Annotated in this window: 16 protein-coding genes; 6 read left to right on the top strand and 10 right to left on the bottom strand. The window is 55.8% G+C overall.

Annotation, left to right across the window (positions count from 1 at the left end):
* Positions 1-29 precede the first annotated feature (29 nt).
* The 4 genes from H7A51_18710 to H7A51_18695 form a co-directional block, all read right to left on the bottom strand.
* Positions 30-5,093: a DNA repair ATPase gene (locus H7A51_18710; protein ID MCP5538250.1), complete on the bottom strand. Its 5,064-nt coding sequence runs from the start codon at positions 5,091-5,093 to the stop codon at positions 30-32.
* Positions 5,094-5,233: 140 nt separating this feature from the next.
* Positions 5,234-5,641: a GxxExxY protein gene (locus H7A51_18705; GenBank protein ID MCP5538249.1), complete on the bottom strand. Its 408-nt coding sequence runs from the start codon at positions 5,639-5,641 to the stop codon at positions 5,234-5,236.
* Positions 5,642-5,747: 106 nt separating this feature from the next.
* Positions 5,748-7,811, bottom strand: a complete 2,064-nt coding sequence (locus H7A51_18700) for a flotillin family protein (protein MCP5538248.1) — start codon at positions 7,809-7,811, stop codon at positions 5,748-5,750.
* Positions 7,812-7,843: 32 nt separating this feature from the next.
* The gene (locus H7A51_18695) at positions 7,844-8,485 is read right to left on the bottom strand and encodes a DUF1449 family protein (GenBank protein ID MCP5538247.1); all 642 of its coding nucleotides are present in this window, start codon (positions 8,483-8,485) and stop codon (positions 7,844-7,846) included.
* A 209-nt stretch (positions 8,486-8,694) separates the two neighbouring features.
* Here H7A51_18695 and H7A51_18690 point away from each other — a divergent pair, with 209 nt between their 5' ends.
* The 3 genes from H7A51_18690 to H7A51_18680 are packed head-to-tail and all read left to right on the top strand — an operon-like array spanning position 8,695 to position 11,417.
* Positions 8,695-8,910 (top strand): 4Fe-4S binding protein, encoded by a 216-nt coding sequence (locus H7A51_18690; GenBank protein MCP5538246.1) that lies wholly within the window; start codon positions 8,695-8,697, stop codon positions 8,908-8,910.
* Between the two features lie 4 nt (positions 8,911-8,914).
* The gene (locus tag H7A51_18685) at positions 8,915-9,565 is read left to right on the top strand and encodes a ferric reductase-like transmembrane domain-containing protein (protein ID MCP5538245.1); all 651 of its coding nucleotides are present in this window, start codon (positions 8,915-8,917) and stop codon (positions 9,563-9,565) included.
* Complete coding sequence (locus tag H7A51_18680) at positions 9,558-11,417, top strand: FAD-binding protein (protein ID MCP5538244.1); 1,860 nt, start codon at positions 9,558-9,560, stop codon at positions 11,415-11,417. The genes H7A51_18685 and H7A51_18680 overlap by 8 nt, the downstream gene beginning before the upstream one ends.
* A gap of 61 nt (positions 11,418-11,478) precedes the next feature.
* Here the strand turns inward: H7A51_18680 and speB are convergent, their stop codons facing one another.
* The 4 genes from speB to speA form a co-directional block, all read right to left on the bottom strand.
* A complete protein-coding gene (speB, locus tag H7A51_18675; protein ID MCP5538243.1) occupies positions 11,479-12,333 on the bottom strand; it encodes an agmatinase in 855 nt (284 codons plus the stop codon).
* Between the two features lie 223 nt (positions 12,334-12,556).
* The gene (nspC, locus tag H7A51_18670) at positions 12,557-13,726 is read right to left on the bottom strand and encodes a carboxynorspermidine decarboxylase (GenBank protein MCP5538242.1); all 1,170 of its coding nucleotides are present in this window, start codon (positions 13,724-13,726) and stop codon (positions 12,557-12,559) included.
* Between the two features lie 88 nt (positions 13,727-13,814).
* On the bottom strand, positions 13,815-15,032 hold the full coding sequence (locus tag H7A51_18665; GenBank protein ID MCP5538241.1) for a saccharopine dehydrogenase family protein: 1,218 nt from the start codon (positions 15,030-15,032) through the stop codon (positions 13,815-13,817).
* A gap of 17 nt (positions 15,033-15,049) precedes the next feature.
* On the bottom strand, positions 15,050-16,972 hold the full coding sequence (speA, locus tag H7A51_18660) for a biosynthetic arginine decarboxylase (GenBank protein ID MCP5538240.1): 1,923 nt from the start codon (positions 16,970-16,972) through the stop codon (positions 15,050-15,052).
* A gap of 339 nt (positions 16,973-17,311) precedes the next feature.
* Between speA and H7A51_18655 the strand changes: the two genes are divergently transcribed.
* From H7A51_18655 to H7A51_18645, 3 genes are all read left to right on the top strand, one after another.
* Positions 17,312-17,932 (top strand): SET domain-containing protein, encoded by a 621-nt coding sequence (locus H7A51_18655; GenBank protein MCP5538239.1) that lies wholly within the window; start codon positions 17,312-17,314, stop codon positions 17,930-17,932.
* Positions 17,933-17,975: 43 nt separating this feature from the next.
* Positions 17,976-18,695, top strand: coding sequence for a protein kinase (locus H7A51_18650; protein ID MCP5538238.1), 720 nt, complete (start codon positions 17,976-17,978; stop codon positions 18,693-18,695).
* A 70-nt stretch (positions 18,696-18,765) separates the two neighbouring features.
* Positions 18,766-19,917 (top strand): ATP-grasp domain-containing protein, encoded by a 1,152-nt coding sequence (locus tag H7A51_18645; GenBank protein MCP5538237.1) that lies wholly within the window; start codon positions 18,766-18,768, stop codon positions 19,915-19,917.
* A gap of 40 nt (positions 19,918-19,957) precedes the next feature.
* Here the strand turns inward: H7A51_18645 and H7A51_18640 are convergent, their stop codons facing one another.
* Together H7A51_18640 and H7A51_18635 are read right to left on the bottom strand one after the other, a co-directional pair.
* Positions 19,958-20,518, bottom strand: a complete 561-nt coding sequence (locus tag H7A51_18640; protein MCP5538236.1) for a ribonuclease H-like domain-containing protein — start codon at positions 20,516-20,518, stop codon at positions 19,958-19,960.
* Positions 20,519-20,572: 54 nt separating this feature from the next.
* Complete coding sequence (locus H7A51_18635) at positions 20,573-21,478, bottom strand: hypothetical protein (protein ID MCP5538235.1); 906 nt, start codon at positions 21,476-21,478, stop codon at positions 20,573-20,575.
* Positions 21,479-21,523 lie beyond the last annotated feature (45 nt).

Here is a 21,523-nt window from a genome sequence, read left to right as displayed (position 1 = left end):
GGGGATAGGTCTTATAGGTCCTATAGGGCTTATTTTTTAGGGTTCTGGCGAACCTCGGGCTTTACGTTGATGGCTGGTTTCTTGGAGGTTTTCTCCATGTTCTCTACTCCGCTTTGCTGATCTGCGATCAGGTTGATGTCCACTTCCACCGGCACGGCTCTGAGGCCGGAGATGATTTTTTCTAGCTGGGTGATCGTTTTTTCTGAGAAAGAATGATCTTGAAGGCTGTCATTGATGCTGGTGAGCTGGGCGACGACTCTTGCTATAGGATCGTTTTCTCCGGCTCCTCCTAACAATTTGTTTTTATTGAAGTCTTTTTTGATCTGGGCCCAGCGGTTTTCCTCCGCCGGGGTGAGGATGTTTTCCATTTCCTTGAACTTGAGCAGGTTTGCCTCGGCGCCGGTAGTGAGGGTTTGGGATTCGTTTTCGTAGTGATCAATGACGAGCTCGCGCACTTCCTCGTGGGTCATCATGGGGAGGACTTTTTCGGCGATGCGGTTCATGTTCCGGTAGGAGCCTTGCAGCTTGAAGGCAGGCTCGGTGCGGTAGGCGTCTTCCTGGGCGGCAGAGCGGATGTATTCCAGGTTCACGCGCAGGATGGTGTCGCGCACGGTGTAGAGGTGCTTGGTGGTCTGGACAAATTCCTCGATCTCGGCGGGGGTGTAGTTGCCTTCGAAATCGATGCCTTCCTGGCTGCCGGTGGTGGCGATGCGCATGACGGCGTAGACGTCCTTCTGGCTGCGGGAGGCGAGCTTGGAGAGAACGCTGTTAGACGTGAGGGAGTTCTCGATGTAGGAGGCCTTGAACGAGTCTGCATTGCTGCCGATGATGTCGCCGAGGTTGTAGGTATCGGCGCGGTTGGCGAGCATGTCGGGGATCTGGAACTTGCCGCCGCTTTCGGTGTAGGGGTTGCCCGCCATGACGACGGAGACTTTTTTCCCCCGGAGATCGTAGGTTTTCGCCTGGCCGTTGTAAACGCCCTCGATCTTGCGTTGGCCGTCACAGAGGGAGATGAATTTCTGCAGGAACTCGGGGTTACAGTGCTGGATGTCATCGAGGTAGAGCATGACGTTGTCGCCCATTTCCAGTGCGAGGTTTAGTTTCTCCACCTCTTCCTTGGCGGAGGCGTTAGGAGCCTCGTTCGGGTCGAGAGAGGTGACGGCGTGGCCGATGGCTGGGCCGTTGATCTTCATGAAGGTGAGGCCGAGTCGATCCGCGACGTATTCCATGAGCGTGGTCTTGCCGTAGCCGGGCGGGGAGATGAGGAGTAGCAGGCCCATGCGATCGGTGCGGGTGTCGGCACCGGCGGTTCCCATCTGCTTGGCGAGGTTGTCGCCGATCATGGGGAGGTAGACGTCGTTGAGCAGCTTGTTTCTCACAAACGAGGACATGACGCGGGCCTTGAACTCGTTGAGGCGCATGTCGGCGCGTTTGGCCTCGGTGAGGTCCTGTTTGCTTTTGAGGTAGGCACGGTAGGTGGGCACGTTCTCCTGCTCGAATTTTTGCAGTTTATCGATGAAGGTGTTGTAGTGGAGGTGGTATTCGCCCTCGGTGATGGTGGGGTGGGAGCCTAGGAGGCCGGTTATTTCTGCGGTGACGTCGATGTGGTGGACGGAGAGTTTTTGGTGGGTGTCGGCGGCTAGGTGGGCGGCGGCTTCTTTGAATTGTGAATGTTGAATAGTGAATAGTGAATTACTATCAGGCGAGCTTTGCTCGCGTGTGGATAAGAGCCAGTCAAGGATGGTTTGGTATTTGGCGTGGCCGGTGAGGTTGGCTAGGGATTCCTCGTAGGACTGCTTGGCGTGTTTGGCGGTGAGGGTTTGTTTGAAGTTTTTGATGATGGTGTCGGCTTCCGGGGAGACGACGAAGTTTTGGCCGGAGGAGAGCTGGTCGAAGAGGTAGTTGGCGATTTGCTGTGAGGGCAGGCGAGGCGGTTGCAAACCGCCGCCACGTTGGCTTTCTTCGAAGGCGGATTGGAGTTGGGCGATGTAGGGTGTGGATTGGCTGGGCGGCTGGATGCCACCGCCACGGAAGCCATATTTGCTGATGGTGGCGTGGGTTTTGAGTTGTTGGGCGAGGGTGGATTTTTCCGGGCTGTCCCAAGTGTGCCAGAAGAGGATGGCGGCGGCGCGGGTGGCGGGGGAGTGTTTGAGGAGGCCTATTTTTTCGTGGATGGGGAGGAGGGACTGGAGGATTTTGTGGGCGTCGTGGTCGTGCACGCCTTTGGTGTAGCCTTCGGTGTAGCGCTCACTCGCGAAGCGGGTGAGAGTTTCAAGATTCAAGTTTTCAGTTTCAAGTGGTTGACTAGGCGACCGGAGGTCGCCGTCACGGAGGAACTTGTAGGCAAGATACTCTGCGCGGTAGACGGTCTTGTTTTCGGAGATGATTTCTTGGGGCCAGACGTCGCGGGTGGCTAGGAAGTCGGGGTCGGTGATGGGTTCGAAGAAGTCGGTGCCGGCGAGGTGGAAACACATGTGCTCGTCGCGGGGCACGATGGAGAGCTCCAGCTCCTGGGTGTTGACGTTGAACTTGTGTTTGCCGAACTGGATGATGTTGGTGCCATCGACGAAGAGTTCTTTGCGGTCCTTGAGTTGCCGCACGGCGTCTTCCTTCAGCGTTTTCAGCTGGGTCTGGATGTCGGCGGCTTTGACGGAGTCGCCAAGGCCTTCTAACTGCTCGATGATGTCGCGGACTTTGGAAATCATCAGGTCGCCAGCGAAGTAGCCGTTGATCTCGTTGATTTCCTTGAATCCTTCGGCTCGCTTGCTAATGCCGGAGAGCACGCGCTCGGCGGATTTCACCAGATTCGCGGCGCGCTGGTTGCGCTTCTCTAACAGCGAGGTTTTGCGGGTTTCGAAGGCATCGTAAACTTCCTCGCGTTTGGCGGCGAGTTCCTCGGCGTAATCGTCGAACTCGGCGAATTTTCCTTCGAGCTCCTCGATCTGGACCATGACTTTCGTCAGGTATTCATCGCATTTCTCCGGGCCGTCGCAGAGGTCGAGGAAATTGACCACGGCCTGTACTAACAATTTCATCTGGGCGCCGAACTGGGCGGTGCCTTCGGCCTTGGCGAGTGACTGGCGTTTGTTCTTCAGCTCAGCGCGGACGGCGTTGAGGGTGGAGTAGATACCGGAGATGGAATCGATGATCGTTGTAGTCTGGGTGGCGTCCTCGATCTTGAGGTTGGAGACGACGTCGATGAGCATTTCCAGCTCGGTGCCGGCCTCATCCAGCTTCTCGCTGGACTCGTCTGCCTCGGTGACTTTTTTTAGTTTCGCGATGGCATTCTTTTGCTCATCGACAGCGGCTTTGTAGGGATCGAGTGCCTCGGGAGTGAGTAGGAATTTGACAGTCTTGTTAGAAACGGTCTCGGTGGCCTCGACCACTTGCTGCTCGAGCGTGGCGACGGTTTCCAGATCGACATAGCGCAGGTCACGGAGACCGATGATATCGCCGCGGAGGGTGCGCAGGCTGGAGAGCTGGTGCACGTAACCCTGGATGTCATCCGGCGGTGAGTGCTCGACTTGGCGCAGCAGTGTCTGCACCTGCTCCTGGATTTCGCGCGTGCTCTCGGCGGTGGACTCGCGCAGACGCACCACTTTTTCAAACTCATTGATTGCGGAGTTCGCAGCGGTATTGATCTCGCGCAGGGGTTCAGCGAGCTTGAAGGCCTCGTCCTTGCTGAGCCAGAAGTAGGTGTCGTTGATATCGCCGGTTTTTTTAACGAGGTCGAGGTAGAGTCCTGCGTAGGAATCTTCCTTTCCTAACAAATTAACCACCTCACGACATTCGGCCATACAGCGGACGATGTCGGCGTTGCCGAGTTTGAACAGGAAGGAATCGTTGGCCTTGATGCTGGCTGCGGCGTCATCGCCGATGTAGGGGGTTTGCCAGACCTGGATGACGTGGTGTTTGCTGGCTGCGTCTTCGGAGCGGAAATAGAGCAGTTTGCCATCGGGGAAGAGCGAGTAGCCTGAGCAGATGATGGGGGTTTCCACCGTGCGCTCGATGAGGTTGTAGGAGAGCAGCACGTAGTCGCCGGAGGTGCGATTGTAGAAAACGAAGAGAGTGTCTTCACCATTAGCTGAGGCGATGCGTTTTTCGAAACGCATGTCGTCGAGGCCGTGGTCGAAGATTTTGGCTTCTCCTGTTAGTTGGAGATAGCCATTGGCAAAAATGAGACCGTGATCGTCCGGGAGCAGGACGCATGAGTGGCCGATGGCGTCGATGCGCTGGACGGTTTGTGTTTTTTCATTAAAGACGAGGTAGCGGTAGAGCTGCTCGCGGTAGGGGAGGATTTTTAGGAGAATGAGCGGGCCGACGACGGCGTAGAAGATCTCGGCGTCGTCGAGGGTTTGATCGAGATCGGTGACATCCTCGGCGTAGATGCCGTGGCCGCTGGCGGTGTTGTCCTCAACCTTGATGGTCAGGTCGCCGCCTACGGTTTCGACGAAGATTTTATCCTCGATGGAAATGTGCGGGTGTTCACCGTGACGTTGCATGTCGCGGTGGGCGCGTATCCATGTGAACTCCTGCTGCGGGGGGAACTTGTATTCGTGGTCGAATCGGTTGCCTTGGTAGTCTAACGAGCCGTCGCCTTTGACGATCCATTTGAAGGTCTTGATGTCATCAATTCCTTTGCCGATCCGCATGCCCATGTAGAGGTTCGGGCCGGTGACCATGAATTTTACAAAGGTGGCCTCTTTGTAATACTTGTAGATGTAGTGGAAGTCCTCGGCGAAGGTGCCACCTAACAGTATGCCGAGATCTTCTTTGGTAAACAGGTGTGTTTGGGGGTCATAATGGTAAACAGCGAAGACGTCCTGCGGATCGGTGGTCTTTTTCAGGCCGAACTGGATGTTGTAGCCGAAGAGGAAGCGGTTCGCGCCGATGGAGACCATGTCGCGCGGGATGCAATTGTGCTCGGTGCTGACGCGCTCGGTGGCGATCAGCGCGGGGTCGATGGCACCGAAGATGTCCTTGCGGGCGGCGTTGAGCTGCTCGATGCGCTGCTGGAGGAGCGCGCCGTGCTTTTCCATGCGACCGCGGATGACCTCGTAGGCACCGCCTTCTAGTTGTTGTTCTTGGGACATTTTTTTTACCGCTAAATACGCTTGGGTTACGTGCTTAGGATGAGGGCTTGGGTTGATGCCTGCGGCGCTTGACCGCGAATCTTGCTAATTGGGCGAATTTTTTCTTGGGATGATTATTCCTTTGGTTGTGAGCTTTGGCTCTAACCTTGGAGGTTGGGAGGGGGATCGTTTTTGGTGTTTACGATGCGTTCGTATTCTAGTTTGGTTGGGTTACAGAAGTTGACTAGAATGCCTAATTTGAAGCCAGTGGCTTTGAGGTAATTGTGGACTTGGCGCCGGTGGTCGTCGTTGAGTTCTTTGACGGCTTTGAGTTCGAGGATGATTTTGGAATAGGCAATGATGTCGGGGCGGAAGTTCTTTTTTAGGATGTGTCCTTTGTAACGAACTTCTAGACGGGATTTTGAGATGTAGGGAATAGCTCTTGCCGCGAATTCTAGTTCCAATGACTCATGATAGAGGGGCTCGTCGAAACCGCTTCCCATCTCGTTGTAGACTTCAAAACACGCTCCGACGATATTGAAGGATTCTTGTTTGTAGATGATGGACATACAACTGAGAGGTCAGGAGGAGAAGGGCCAACGGACGGACCAGAATCTCACGAAGCCAGGTAAAAAAATTCGCCCAATTCGCAAGATTCGCGGTCAGTCTTTTCTTCTAGCCAAGGAAATCCTTGGCGGGGGTTTCTTTGAGGTTGAAGCGGTCGGCGGCGTTGAGGAAGCCTAGGAGTTTGTCGCGGGTTTCGCCGTCGGCTTTGACGATGAGGTTTCCTAGCAGGGCGCCTACGCTGAGGTTTTTGATGTCCTCGGTTTCGATGCCGTATTGATCGATCCAGGCGGCCATCTGGGATTTGTAGTATTCCGGATCGCCGTTGAAGAAGGTCTCCTTGACGTCGCCTAACACGCGGGAGTTGTCGACGGTGCGGTCGACCACTTTACCGGAGGTGATGGCGTGGGTGATGCGGTCGAAGAACTGGGTCTCACCACCGACGATGTCGATCTTGGCGGACTTGAGGGCTTCGCCGACAACGATGGCTTGTTGCTCGGCGATCTGGCGTTGGACGTCGATCTGGGCGAGTTCGACGGCTTTTTCCTTCTCGAGTTCGAGTTTGAACTCCTCGTGGTCCTGGCCGGCTTCCTCGAAGAGTTTCATGGCGGCGGCCTTCTGCTCGATGCCGGTGGCCTCGGCCTCGAACTTGAGTCGGTTTACCGTGGCTTCCGCCGTGCCTTGTTTCTCGGCGGCGTCTGCCTTGGCGACCATGACCTCGGCCTCACCCAGACCGACGGCGGCGGCTTCCTTGGCGGTGGCTTCGGCGAGCATTTTCTTGGCGGCTGATTGTTTCTCAGCGGCGGCTTGCTCGGCCTCGGCGATGACCAGCAGCTCCTCGGCGTGGAGCTCGGCGGCTTGTTTATCGGCATCGGCTGCCTTGACGCGCTCGTAGAGTTCCTGGTCGGCCTTGAGGATGGCGGCCTCCTTGACAGCCTCGGCGCGTTTGATCTGCTCGATAAGGATTTCCTGGGCGAGGGCCTCTGCGTTGGTGACCTTGACCTGCTTGGCGCGGTCGGCACCGGCGAAGGCTTCGGTATCGAGGATTTTTTGTTGTTCGATGACCACGGTCTTCTCGACAGCGACGCGTTCTTTGATGACATCCTGGATTTCCTTGCGCTGGACCTCGAGGGCTTTTTCCTTCTCGATGTCTTTCAGCTCGGTGATGCGCTGGCGTTCGATCGACTCGAGTTCCTGGTCGCGTTTGACGCGTTCCAACTCAACAGCATCGGTGCGTTCCTTGTTACGCAGGGCGACGAGGACCTGGCGTTGTTTATTTTCCTCGGCGATCTGGATTTCTTCTTCGGCGGCGATGCGTGCCTGCTCGGCTTTCTGGCGCTGTTCTTCCTGCACCTGCATCGTCTCGGCTTGCTCGCGGGCCTGGACGGTTTCAATTTCGCGTTTTTGTTTTGCCTCGGTTTCGGCGAGCTGGCGTTCGAGCTCGAGGATTGCCTCGCGGGCTTCGACGTCCTGCTGTTTGATGACCTTTTCCTTGTCGCGCAGAATATTGTTAGAAAGCTTTGCCTGCTCGGCGGTGAGGTGGTGGATTTTCTTCATACCCTCGGAGTCGAGGATGTTATCGGGGTCGAGGGATTCGAGTGGGGTTTGCTCGAGGTAGTCGATGGCGGCATCATCGAGGACGAAGCCATTGAGGTCGGTGCCGATGACTTTGAGCATTTCATCGCGGAAGGTATCGCGTTCCTCGTAGAGCTGGATGAAATCGAATTTCTTACCGACGGTTTTGAGGGCCTCGGAGAACTTGGCATCGAAGAGAGCGCGGATTTCCGGCTCGGATGATGCGCGGTCGCAGCCGATGGACTCGGCGACGCGGAGTACATCGTCCTCGACGTTATTGACCCGGACGAAGAAGGCGACCTTGATATCGGCGCGCATGTTGTCCTTGCAGATCAGGCCGTTTTTACCGGTGCGGTCGACCTCGATGCGTTTGACCGAGATATCCATCAGCTCGGCGCGGTTGAACAGCGGGATGACGGTGCCGCCGTTGAAGATGACCTTGGTTTTCGGCAGGCCGGTAACGACGAGGGCGGTTCCCTTTTCCACCTTGCGGTAGAACAGGAGGATGAGGACAAAAAGCCCGAGGATGATCACGGCTACTGGAATGACGACGGCCATTATCCACTGGGGGGCGGCTGCGAGGATTTGCATGGTATTCATAGTGTATTGATGTTGGGTTGTTTAATTGAATGTTACAGGGTTCTGACGTTGTAAATGCCTGTGTCCTTATCGTAGGAGACAACGGCGACTTCGGTTCCGCGAGGGATGGGAGAATCTTCTGAAGTGATGCAGGTAAGGGTAGCTGGAGCGCCTTTTTCCCGTTTTTGTTCGACCTGCCCGTATTTTCCATCGACCTCCTTGGAGATCACGATAGCTGTACCGCCGACAGCGGGTTCTGCTTTTTCGAGTTCCTTCATTTTCCGGAAAACAGGAACGAGGGGAGCGGTGGCTATTTTCACCAGAATCACGGATACGACAAACGATGAGAAAAAGATGACCATGACCAGCCAGTCCCAGAGTTCTGGATTGAGGTAGTAGTTTGCCATCATGGAGCCGACCCACATGAAGACGGACAGTAATGAGAGAATGGCCATGAGTGGGACATCGGCGGCATTGACAAAGCGCAGGGCGGCGGCGAGGGGCGACGGGATATGTCCGTTGGAGTCGCCATCAGCGTCGACGTCCAGATCGACATCGGCATCGAGGTCAATATCGACCGAGTCGACCCCGAAGATCCCGATGATACAGCTAAGCCAGTAGAGCATGAACAAACCAACGACACATGTCAGGGGTAAGTTATGCGGTAGTATTGCGATTTCCCAGATTTCCTTCACGACGATGTGATTTAAAAGGGAAAAGTCACTTTGCGCGATTACAAATGTTGGAGAAATTTGCAGTGCTGGGTGGAGTAACTGAATGGTGGCTGATTTTGGCCGTGAGATTCACCTGAACTTTACAGAATCTTAAACAAATTCAGTGGTTGGGGAAATACGAGCTTTACGAGGAGGGCCTAGGGTATGCCCGAAGCCAAGCCACGAAAGCTATGCCAATTGACACAATCAACGGATGCATCGGTTGCGAAACCTGCGTCCAGGTCTGTCCCACGGATGTGATCCGGATGGACCCGAAAACCAAGAAGGCGATCATCAGATACCCGGATGATTGCCAAATCTGCCACCTCTGCCGGATGTACTGTCCGGTGGATGCCATTCAAATCACACCCGACAAGTCGATACCTGTCGTCGTTTCCTGGGGATAATGCCATGAACCACGTCATCCGATCCTATTCCTCCCTCATCATGGGGGTCTTTTTCCTCGTCATTCCCGCGGCTCTGGTCGTTTTTGGTCCGACACCTGCCCGCGGAAGCTGGCTGAAGGATTTTCTATCAATACTTACCATTCTCGGCTTCTCGATGATGTTGGGGCAGATGTATCTCACCCGGATCAAAAGTGCCTTCACCCGGGGGATGAAGCTGCCGCGCGTGGTGCGACTGCACAAGGCCATCGGCTACCTCCTGGTCTCGGTCATCCTGCTGCATCCGGCCTTCATTGTGCTGCCGCGTTACCTCGAGGCTGGAGCCAGACCCATTGATTCGTTGATCACTATGGTGACGGAATTCGACAACATGGGTATTGTTCTTGGACTCGCGGCGTATGCACTGATGATTTTGTTAGGAATTACCGCTGTATTCAGAACCAAAATGCCTATCAGCTATCGTCAGTGGCGTGTTTTGCACGGTATTCTCTCCATATTGTTTATTGCTTTCGGAACTTGGCACGCTGTCGACATGGGTCGTCACATGGACCGGGTGCTCTCCATCTATTTTATCACGCTTGCCACCATCGGCTGTCTGCTGGTGCTGCAATTGTATCTTTTCAACAACCAACCAAGCAAGGAGCCCGCCAATGGATAAACCAAAAACCAGTCAAAAAGACCTCTCTCGCCGCGACTTCATCAGTCTCTCTGCCGGTGCCGCAGGACTCGCCGCGCTTGCCGCCATAGCGATGCAGCAATCGGACGCAGAGGTCGAGGAAAACGAACCGACGCTGAATCCGGACGATATCAAAACCCGGGAGGCCGAGGCCGACGTGCTCGTCATCGGCGGTGGCATGGCGGGGCTGTTCGCTGCCGTCAAAGCCCACGATGCTGGTGCCAGGGTCATGCTTGTTTCCAAAGGCGCGCTCGGCGCCTCAGGGCAAACACCTTTCGCCAAGGGTATGTTCAGCTTTGATGCCAAAAAGGAAGGGATGACACTCGACGAATACGTCGACAAGGTATCCTACTCCGCCCTCGGCACAAACAATCCAATCTTCACTCGCCAGACCGCCGAGCACTCTGCCGACCGTATCGACGAGCTGCGCGAGTGGGGATTTTTTGACAACGTCCTATGCCGGAAACCTTTCCTGCACCCCGTCGAGGAGCGTGGTATTCCGGTTAAGGAACGCGTTACGATCACCCACCTGATCAAGGAAAATGGTCGTATCGCCGGAGCCGCTGGTTTTAGTCTGGATGACGAATGCGTGTGGTTTTACAAAGCCAAAACCGTTATCCTCTGCACGGGGGCAGGAGGTTTTAAACCGAACGGGTTCCCAATTTGCGACCTCACCCATGACGGCACGGTGATGGCCTATCAGATTGGAGCCAAAGTCACTGGCAAGGAGTGGAACGACGGCCACCCGGGCAGATCGGGAAGCCCAGCGGCCTGCTTCGATGGCTGGGGCGGAATCGGTGGAATGTTTGAACAAAAACCAGGCACGACCGGTGTTGGTATCCGCCATGATCTTGGTGTGGATATGAATTACACAAGCTACGTCAACGGTCCATCCGAGGGTGGACAGGGCGGACCGGGCATGGGTGGCCCTCCCGGCAGGGGTGGTGGAAAAACCAGTGGCGGACCACAGCGCCCCGCAGGACTTGAGGATCGCCGTGGCCCGGGTGGCCCTCCAGGAGGAGGCGATGGAGATCATCCGATGGGGCCACCACCCGATGGCGGTCCGGGTGGTAAAGCAGGTAAAGGCGGTGGCCCGGGAGGGCCTCCCGGGGGAGGTAAAGGAAGCCCTCCCGGTATGAGCGGTTCCCCGGTCGGAGGATCATCAGCCGGCATGGCTATTCATAAGGCCGAAGGACTGGTGCCAATCAACGAACACTGCGAATCTAACATCACGGGTCTCTATGCCGCTGGTGATGCGCTCGGCTCGTACATGGCGGGCGGTATTTACACGCAGATTGGTTCATCACTTGCCGGCTCCGCTGTTCAGGGTGCGGTTGCCGGTGAGGCTGCTGCCGCCAAGTGTAAGGAGTTGCCCAAGGTCTCACTAACAACGGCCAAGCGTAAACAGATTACTGAGGAAATGCTCGCTCCGCTCAAACGCAAGTCCGGATACGGTCCACGCTGGGTCACTCAGACGCTGCAGGGCATTATGATTCCCAATTTCATCCTCTACATCAAAAAGGAAAACCTGATGCGCGCTGCCCTCGCCTATATCGAGGAACTGCGCGACCACCACATGCCAAGACTCCGTGCATCGGACATGCACGAACTGCGTCTGGCACACGAGACCGCGAACATGATCATCAGCGCCGAGATGAAGCTGCGCGCCTCGATTGAACGCAAGGAAAGCCGCTGCTCCCACTACCGACTCGACTATCCGGAGATAGACGACGAGAACTGGCGCGTCTGGCTCAACCTCTACAAGGGGAAAGACGGGAGTATGCAGTTGGAAAAACAACCCTTCGGCAGATGGCCGAGCTCGAATATATCCTAAGCATTGGTTTGATCCGATATACCGATGCCTTCCATTATCATGGAAGGCGCCATCGAAAATGTTAGGCTGTGCCAGAGCGCTGTGCAATCCCCATCAGGGCGTAGGTGAGTTTGGCGGCGGTGTAGGAGCAGGAGTGCAGCTCGGTGCGGGGGGAGAGCTCGACGACGTCGATGCCGAGGATGTTTCTACCTTTGGCGGCGGCCTCGCAGGCGTCGAGGGCCTGCCACCAGTCGAGGCCGCCGGGTTCCGGGGTACCGGTGGCGGGCATCAGCGAGGCGTCGAGGCCATCGACATCGAAGGTGAGGTAGATGTCCCTGGGGAAATCCTCGGGGAGGAGGTTTGCGGGAATGCCGTTGCGGTGGAGTTCGCGGGCGTCGAGGTAGGCGATGTTGTGGGCGGCGCGGTAGTCGATTTCCTCCTGGCAGAGATTGCGGATGCCGACTTGGAAAATGGGGATGCCGAGCTCGTGGATGCGGCGCATGACGCAGGCGTGGCTGCCGGGGTTGCCCTCGTAGCTGTCGCGGAGGTCGGCGTGGGCGTCGATCTGGACCACGCCGATGTTGGGGTTGATGGCGTGGAGGGCGCGGACGGGGGAGATTGTTAGAGAGTGTTCGCCGCCGAGGGTGACGGGGATTTTTCCCGCCTGATAGACCGGGGTGCAGGCTTTTTCGAGATTGCGCAGGCAGACCTCTGGGGTGGAGAAGCAATTGACGACGGGGGCGGTGTGGATGCCGAGTTCCCCCGGGAAGGAAGTGCCGTCGTGGGCCTCCAACTGATAGGACGCCTCAAGGATGGCCTTGGGGCCGTGGGCGGTGCCGCCGCCGTAGGAAACGGACTCCTCCAGCGGCATCGGCAGGATGTGGAAGTGGGCGTCCTCGGGGGTGGACTGGGGGAACTCGGAGGATAGGAAGTGCATTTTGAATGGATGATTGCAGATTTAAGAATGAATGATTGCTTGGGATGTGTGCTTGGGATGTTGCCTGCGCCGCTGACCGCGAATCTGGCGAATTGGGCGAATTTTTCTTGGGTTGAATGATCAATTTTTTTGACCGCGAAATACGCGAAATACGCGAAATTTGGCTTGGGTTGATGGTTTGGGTTGTGTGTGGCAGCCTTACTGCCTACTGAATACTGCCCCGTTAGGACAACCGGTTCCGGTAGTCTTGGTAGGTGAACTGGCGGTCGATGGTGACGGTGTTGGTTTCGGGGTGGTAGCGGCCGATGGCGGGGTGGTTGACACCGTTGAAGTGGTTGGTTTTGACCATTGAGTAGTGGGCCATGTCGGTGAAGACGAGGCGGTCGCCGATCTTCAGGTCCTGGTCGAAGGAGTAGTGGCCGATGACATCGCCGGCGAGGCAGGTGGTGCCGCCCAGGGTGATGGTATGGGGTTTTTCCCCGGGGTGTCCTGCGCCGATGATTTCCGGGCGGTAGGGCATTTCCAGCACATCCGGCATGTGGGCGGAGGCGGAGGTGTCGAGGATGGCCAGCTCATGGCCGTTGCTGGAGAAGCGGTCGAGCACGGTGCTGACGAGGAAGCCGGTGTTGAGGGCGACGGCCTCACCGGGTTCGAGGTAAACCTTGATGTCGTAGGTGCTGCGGAGGTGTTTGACGAGGCGGATGAGCAGGGCGGTGTCGTAGTCGGGCCGGGTGATGTGGTGGCCGCCGCCGCAGTTGAGCCATTTCAGGCGGTGGAGGAACTTGCCGAACTTTTCCTCCACGTGTGTGAGCGTGCGCTCGAGGGTGTCGGAATTCTGTTCGCACATGGTGTGGAAATGGAGGCCGTCGATGCCCTCGAAAATGGCATCACCGGCGTTATTCAGGTCGGCGGCGGTGATGCCGAAGCGGGTGCCTTTGCGGCAGGGGTTGTAGATCTCGGTTTCGACTTCCGAATACTCCGGGTTGATGCGCAGGCCGAAGGACGCCTTGGTGTCGGGGTCGCGGCTGAGGTGTTGGAAGCGTTGCCACTGGCTGAGGCTGTTGACGGTGATGTGGTGGCAATTTTTCCGCAGGAAATCCATTTCGCTGTCCTGGTAGGCGACGCAGTAGGCGTGGACTTCGCCGCCGAACTTCTCGAGTCCGAGTTTCGCCTCACTGAGTGAGCTGGCGGTGGTGCCCGCGAGGACCCGGGAGATTTGGGGGAAGGAGGACCACATCGCGAAGCCCTTGAGGGCGAGGATGATGGTGCCCCCGGATTCGCGCTGGACGTGGTCGAGCAGCTCCAGGTTGTTTGCGAGCAGCGACTCGTCGAGCAGGAAACAGGGGCTGGGGACCTCGGGTCGGCTGCAGACTTCTTGGATGTTGTGGGGCATGCTTTTTGACTGCGAATCTGGCGAATTGGGCGAATTTTTTTCCGGGGTTGGGGGATCGGGCTTATGTGACGTATAGGGCTTATAGGACCTATGGGTTGTGTTTTTTGAGTTGCTCGAGGAAGGGGGCGCCGTCGACGACTTCCCAGGGCAGGCCGTATTGGTTGAGGGCGTCCATGAAGGGGTCGGGATCGTTTTGCTCCATGTTGTTGACGCCGGGTTTTTTCCAGTGGCCGTCGAGGATCATCTTGGCGCCGATCATGGCGGGGACTCCAGTGGTGTAGGAAATGGCCTGGGACATGGTCTCGGCGTAGGCCTCCTGGTGGTCGCAGACGTTGTAGATGTATTTCTGCAGGCGTTTGCCGTCCTTGGTGCCGTCGATGACGCAGCCGATGCAGGTTTTTCCCTTGGTCAGCGGACCGAGGGACGCGGGGTCGGGGAGCACTGCCTTGAGGAACTCGAGGGGGGCGATTTTCTGGCCTTGGAAATCGACCGGCTCGATGGCGGTCATACCGACGTTTTGCAGAACGGTCAGGTGGTTGATGTAGTTCTGGGAGAATGTCATCCAGAAGCGGATGCGCTTGAGGCCGCGGAGGTTCTGGCAGAGGGATTCCATTTCCTCGTGGTAGAGCAGATAGATGTCCTTGGTGCCGACCTCGTCGTGGGGGAAGTCGAAGGGTTGATGGATTTCCAACGGCTCGGTCTCCTTCCAGTCGCCACCTTCCCAGAAGCGGCCCTTGGCGGTGATTTCGCGGATGTTGATCTCCGGGTTGAAGTTGGTGGCGAAGGGCAGGCCGTGGTCGCCGGCGTTGGCGTCGATGATGTCGACGGTGTGGATTTCATCAAAGAAATGTTTCTGGGCGTAGGCGCAGTAGACGTTGGTGACGCCGGGGTCGAAACCCGAGCCTAACAGAGCAGTGAGACCGGCATCGACAAAGCGCTGGTGATAGGGCCACTGGTATTCGTAGGAGAACTTCGGATCGTCCTTCGGCTCGTAGTTGGCGGTGTCGAGGTAATCGACCCCGGCTTCGAGGCATGCCTCCATCAGGGTGAGGTCCTGGTAGGGAAGGGCGACGTTGATGAGGATGTCCGGCTTCACCTTTTTGAGCAGGGCGACGACCTCCGCGACGTTGTCGGCATCGACGGCGGCTGTTTCGATCGGGTAATCGATCTCCGCGGCAATGGTGTCACAGCGGGACTTCGTGCGTGATGCGAGGGTGATGTTTCCGAAGGTTTCGGGAAGCTGGGCGCACTTGTGAACGACGACACGGCCAACGCCGCCGGCACCGATGATGAGTGTGGATTTCATAATTTGAATGTTGGTGATTAGGTATTTGGGGATTCGAAGTAAGTGTAGCCGTCGATGCTTTCGCGGTAAGTGTCCATGATCTGGCGGCGTTCGGCTGGAGTGATTTTTCCATTTTCCACGGAACGTTCGGCCAGGCGGCGGAAGCGTTCGAGGAGGTTTTTGGTATCGTATTCCACGTAGGAGAGTACATCCGAGATAGTGTCCCCAGCGAGTTCACGGCGGTATTGGGTCTGGCCATTTTTTACACCGATGCTGACGACGTTGGTATCGCCTAACAAGTTATGAAGGTCTCCAAGTGTTTCCTGGTAGGCACCGACAAGAAAGACGCCGAGCAGGTAATCTTCATTGTCTTTGAGCCTGTGTAAGGGAATGTGGGATTGGTGTTCTCCGTTGATGATGAAGTTGTCAATTCGGCCATCGCAGTCACAGGTGATATCGGCGAGTGTTGCCTTGGCTGTGGGCTCTTCATTGAGCCTGTGGATGGGCATGACGGGAAAAAGCTGGTCGATGGCCCAAGAGTCGGGAAGAGATTGGAAAAGGCTGAAGTTACCGTAGTAGACATCGAGAAACGGATGATTCTCGGCGAGGGCATCCGGCACGTCCTCCATGGAAGCTGCGATTTCATAGAGGCGGATCATGATACGGGTGAAGAGCGAGTTGCTGTGGGCCCGCTCCCGCAGGGAAACATTGCCATGCCTGAAGAGGGAGAGTATTTCCTCCCGGTAATAGACGGCATCGTTGTAGCACTCCTGGATATTTTCTTCTTCGAGATAGCTTTCCACCTCACTGAGTTTGACGAGGTAGGGGTGGGCGTTTGCTGGCATGACCTCCGGTCCGGCACTTGCGAAGGGGCTGTTGACATCGAGGATGTTGAAAATAAGAACCGAGTAGTAGGCCGCTACGGCCCGACCTGATTCACTGATGATTGTGGGGTGGGGGAGCTGGCTGGAATCGCAGATGGTTTTGACGATGTCAATGATGTCGGCGGCATACTCCCGGGTGCCATAATTGCGGCTGCTCAGGGAGTCGCTGCGCGAGCCGTCATAATCGATGCCCAAACCTCCCCCGATGTCCAGGAAGCCCATTGCGGCACCTTCCTTGATGAGTTCAACGTAGATGCGTGTGGCTTCGGTGGCGGCTTCCCGGATGGATTTGATGTCGGGGATTTGCGATCCCTGATGATAATGGAGCAGCCGGAGCGTATCCAGAAAACCTTGTTCTCTGAGCGTATCGACGGTGTTAAGGATCTGGCTTGTTGTTAGGCCGAAGACGCTGTTTTCGCCACTTGAGTGTGACCAATGGCTGTTGTTGCAAGTGGAGAGTTTGGCCCGGATACCGAGCATCGGTCGGATGTCGAGAGCTTTTGCGCGATCGAGGATCAGATCCAGCTCGCTGGGCATCTCGATGACCAGGACGATTTGCAGTCCCATCTTGGTGCTTTTCAGGGCGAGGTCGATGAATTCCTCGTCTTTGTAGCCATTGCAGATGATCAATGCCTCCGGGTTGTGCATGTAGGCGAGGGCAGCCAGGAGTTCGGGTTTGCTGCCAGCCTCGAGACCGTAGTTGTATTGTTCTCCGAACTGGGTGATTTCCTCGATGACCTGTTGTTGCTGGTTGACCTTGATGGGGTAGACCCCGCGGTAATTGCCTTGGTAGCCGGAGTCAGTGATCGCGGAGTTAAACGCCTCGTTGAGGTTGCGGATACGGTCGGCGAGAATATCGTGGAAGCGGAGCAGGAGCGGGGTGTCGAAGCCGCGTTCACGGATGCCGTCCACGATATCAGGGAGGCTGACGGAGGCGGTTTTGTCACCGTCATGAAGATGGACGTGGAGGTGTCCGTTTTCAGCGATGCTGAAATAATTATTAGCCCAAGTATCCACGCCATAGAGGTCGTTTGCTTGCTGGGTATCCCATGCAACAGGGGTCGTTGGTATGTCCATGATTGGGGAGGGTGCTATATGGCGATTCTGGCTTGTTCTGGATTATTCTGGCTTTACACGTGCTGCTGGGGTCGAATATAAAGACGGTTTGCAGCTTGAGAACAGAGAAATTATATGAAAAATGACGGGGATCACCATTTCGCAAATTTTTGGCAGTCCGAGAAATTTGATTGACTATTGGGGTTGGTAGAATCTAGTGCTGCATTCAGGTCAAAGTTGTGCCTCACGGGAGAAGATAAACAACAAAGATATCATCTTATAGAGTTAAATCCGGTGGGCTGGTGTCCACACCTCTACGGCGGCAGAAATGACTGAAAAAATATTATCAAACAAATTCAGATGATTCATCCATCGACCGAGCTTCGGCTCGTTGACGCAGTAATTGGTTACGGTGTGTTCGCTACGAAATACATACCGCGCGGGACAGTCATTTACGCTCAGGATGCCCTCGAGTTGAGGGTGTTACCCGATGCGTTTTCAGAGCTCAATGCGGAATGCAAGTCGATGGTGGATAAATATTCATTTATCGACCCAAGAGGGGCCCGTGTGTTGAGTTGGGATTTTGCAAAGTATGTCAATCACCGCTGTGAATGTAATACCATGAGTACAGGGTGGGGGTTTGAGATCGCCATCCATGATATTCTTGAAGGTGATGAAATCACAGACGACTACGGACTTTTCAACCTGGAATACGATATGGAAGTTTCATGTGGTTGCACGAACTGCCGTGGTGTTGTTAGGGGGAGTGATGTTGATACGTATTATCGGGAGTGGGACCGGAAAATCCGACGTGCCCTACTGAATTTTAATCATGTGGAGCAACCCCTGTTGTCGCATCTTGGTGATGATGTCAGGTCGGGCTTGAATTCCTATTTCCGGGGAGAGTCACCATATCTTTCTGTGAGAGAGTTGAAGTACACACCTGCCGTTGAGGAATTGGCACGTGTGATTGTTGCATGAATCATCCATTTTTCTGATTGGGATTACCCAGATATTACCCGTGATGGTTTCTAGGTTTGCATTGGAAGTAAGCAGCATACTTGCTGATAAGTATGAGGTCGTATCCATGCTTGGGCGAGGATGGGAAGGTGAAGTCTATAAGATCAAAGAGGTGGTCACCCAGGTTGAGCGGGCGGCAAAAATATTCTACCCCCAGCGTAATTTGCAAAACAAGTCAGCCATTGCCTATGCCCAAAGACTACACAGGCTGAGGAAGTGTCCGGTGATGATTGGATATCATAGTTGTGAAAAAATTGAACATGACGGTGAGGTTCTGACCCTATTTGTATCGGAATACGTGGAAGGGGAATTGCTGACCCGGCATCTGTCCCGGTACCGGGGCGGCCGGTTAGCGTTGTTTCAGGGACTGCATTTGCTTCATGCCCTGGCAAAAGGCGTGGAAAACATGCACAACCTGGGTGAGTATCACGGGGATCTTCATAGCGACAACATCATCGTGCAGAGTTTGGGGGTCAGTTATAATCTGAAACTGTTAGATCTGTTTAACTGGGGAAAGTCAAGCCGTAGCAACCAACAGCATGACATCTGTTGTATGATCCGGGTATTTTACGATGCGATAGGAGGAGCGAGGTATTATGCAAGGCATCCTCAATGGGTCCGGGATATTTGCTGTGGACTGAAAAAAACATTGATTGCCCGTAAATTCAAATCGGCGGAAGTACTGGTCCGGCATCTGGAGTCCATTGATTGGGCTGGGGGGTAGATTCGTTTCACCCGATGGGATAAGTATTTTTCTGGTCATCAACGCATCTTTCTGTTAGTAACTTATTGTTATGGACACGAGTCGTCTGGTTCAAGATCGCATTGTTTTAGTCGGTAGACGGAAAGGCGCGATTGTGGCAGCGAGGCGTTGTGGATACGAGCCGGTAGTGATCGATGTGAAGTCGCGTATTGAGCAGTCCCGCCTCGCCTTTGGAGGTGCGGCGGATTGGGCGCTTGAGCGTGTGCGGGAGATGTTTCCAGAGGGGCATGGCAGGCCTCCGATAGGGGTCGCGGCTGTAACCACGGGCTCTGTGGTGGCGGCGGCGGCAATCCGCCAATACTTCCGTCTACCGGGCATTGCGCCGGAAGTGGCAATGCGTTGTCACGATAAACTGGTGATGAAAAAAGCGATTGCGGCGGCAGGTCTTCCATGCGCTCCCTGGGTGGAAGCGGGTGAACAAACTTCTGCAGCGGAGCTGATAGATCTATTAGGATTGCCAGTGGTGTTGAAAATGCCCATCAGCTCGGGTGGTCGGGGTGTCTGGATTTGCCATGACCAGGATGAATTGGCGAGTCGACTCAAGCCTGGTTTGTTGGTTGAGGGATTTGTCCGGGGGACGGAGTTGAGTGTTGAAACATACCGGGCGAACGATGTAACCATTTTCCGCAATCTAACCAATTACCTCAAACCCAGGTGGGCGAATATTGTGCCTAACGACCTCCCCGGGGAGGATGCCCGGCAGGTAGACAGTCTAGCGGAAAAAGTGCACCATGCCCTGGGGCTTGGTGACGGGATCAGCCACATGGAGGTGTTTTTAGGGGGGGATGGTCCTGTTTTTGGAGAGATTGCGGCCCGTCCTCCGGGTGGATACATCATGGATTTGATGGCACGCGCGTATGACTTTGATCCTTGGGAAGCGTTGCTCCGGCTTGCCGTGGCAGAAACCCCGCGCATGCCCCGGAGCCACAAACGTTTTGCCGGGATGTGGTTGCTCCATCCGGAGCCGGGCGTGGTTTCACGGGTCAACGGCCTGGATGAGGCATTGGCGATACCTGGAGTGGTACATGCAAGTTGCAAACTCTGCGCAGGTGACGTCGTGGGAGAGCGTATCGGAAGCGGTGACTCCAAGGGCTACGTGCTGGCGGAGGCCGCAACGCTTCCAGCATGTGCGGAGGCATTGGAACAGGCTGTCGGGACGGTCCGGGTTTCTTACCAGGCTTGAACCCGCATAGGCTGAAGGAAGGAGGGAGGGGGTAGCTCCTTCACGACCAGTCGACTTCAAACTGGGTGTCGTTGCCATTGCGGTCTTTGTATTTAAGGTGTCCGTTTTTGATGCCGTATTCGTGCACACATTTGGTGACCTTGACATCGAAGCAGCAGTATCTGGCAATATTCATCATCGGCTCCGGGTTGCCGGTCTTTTTGTATTCCTGCCACCAGCGCAGCGCGTCGAGACCGTCGCCGGATTTTCCGAAACCGAGTGATGCCTCGGCGAGGGAATCGAGTTTGAGCCTGTGACCAAGGATTTTTTCCACCTCGATCAGCATGTCGAGGTTGATGGTGCTGTCTGCGAGGTCGAGGATCGTGTAGCCTTGTAGGACGGGATAGTCAAAATACATGTGGTTGTATCCGACCACGAGGTCGGCCCGGGTAAGCATGCTGACCAGCTCATCGGTCTGGTCCTCGCCGAAAATGTGGTATTGCCCGGTGCGGGTCGAGTAGGCGACGCCGACTGAAATGCCCATTTTATCTTTGTTTGCCGAACCTCCCACGTCGCCAAAGCTACGTTGGGTTTCGAGGTCAAAATAAACGATATCGCGCATAGGCGCAGGGTTAAGAATCGGGGGGTAAGAAGCAAGGCTCAAGTTTGGTGGTCGTCATTTCTTGATAATAACAGCTTCCAAACGGGCAGTGAGCCACGCGGGGGCGTTGATTTGAAGGAGCTTCTTGAGGGAGACTTGCGCGGATGCATGGTCGCCGAGGAGGACGTGGACGAGCCCTTGGTCGGCGAGCAGGAGGGGATCGGGCCGTGAGGGGATGAGTCTGGCATTGATTTCCGCAAGAGCGGCGTGGAGATCGGCGGAGGCCTCCGCGTCACGCTGGAGGCCTTGGAGCGCGCGCGCGCGTTTGATCAGCCAGGACGACTTCCAACGCCGGTCGGACAACTCGGATTCAACCAGGGGGAGGGCGGTTTTGAAATCGGAGGAGTCGATGATGGCATCAATCCAGTGCTCTTTCAGAACGGCGCTATGGTGGTGGGTATGGCCGGCTTTCAGGTCGGCGATGCGTTGTTTGTGTTTACCGAGGATGAGTTGGTTTGCCGAGCGCATGAGATACCATTCGATTTCCCCCTCGGGTATTTCGCGGAAGGCAAGCTGGCACGCTTGCAGCGAGGGTTTGGGTCGGTTGCTACGGTGATAGGTTTCGGCACGAAGCATGTGGCAGGCCGCGCGTTGGCTGGCGGTGTCAGCGAGATGGAGCGCGTGGTTGGCGGTATTGAGCGCTTTGTCCAAATGTGACTGGGCCAGCTGGGTACGGCAGAGTTCAAGCTGGTAGCCGAGGTTGTCCGGGGCGAGGGTAATGGCCTCCACCAGGTCGCTTGTGGCATTTTCCAACCTCCCGAGGGCGCGGTAGGCGATGGCGCGTTGGAAAAGGAGAGCTGGCGTCCTGTCTGACTCGATGTGGGCAGTGAGTTGCTGGATGTTGTGTTCCGGGCTCTCGTGAGCTGTAACCATGGAGATGGTTAGAGTGAGTGTCAGGAGAATGTAGCGAGGGAGGGGCATTGAGGAGGCTGAATGTTGAGCTGCTGGGGTTGCGCGTGGCCTGGG

Source organism: Akkermansiaceae bacterium, from assembly GCA_024233115.1.
GTDB lineage: Bacteria > Verrucomicrobiota > Verrucomicrobiia > Verrucomicrobiales > Akkermansiaceae > Oceaniferula.
Note: the sequence above shows the minus strand (reverse complement) of the source record. Positions and strands in the feature narration are given on the sequence as shown.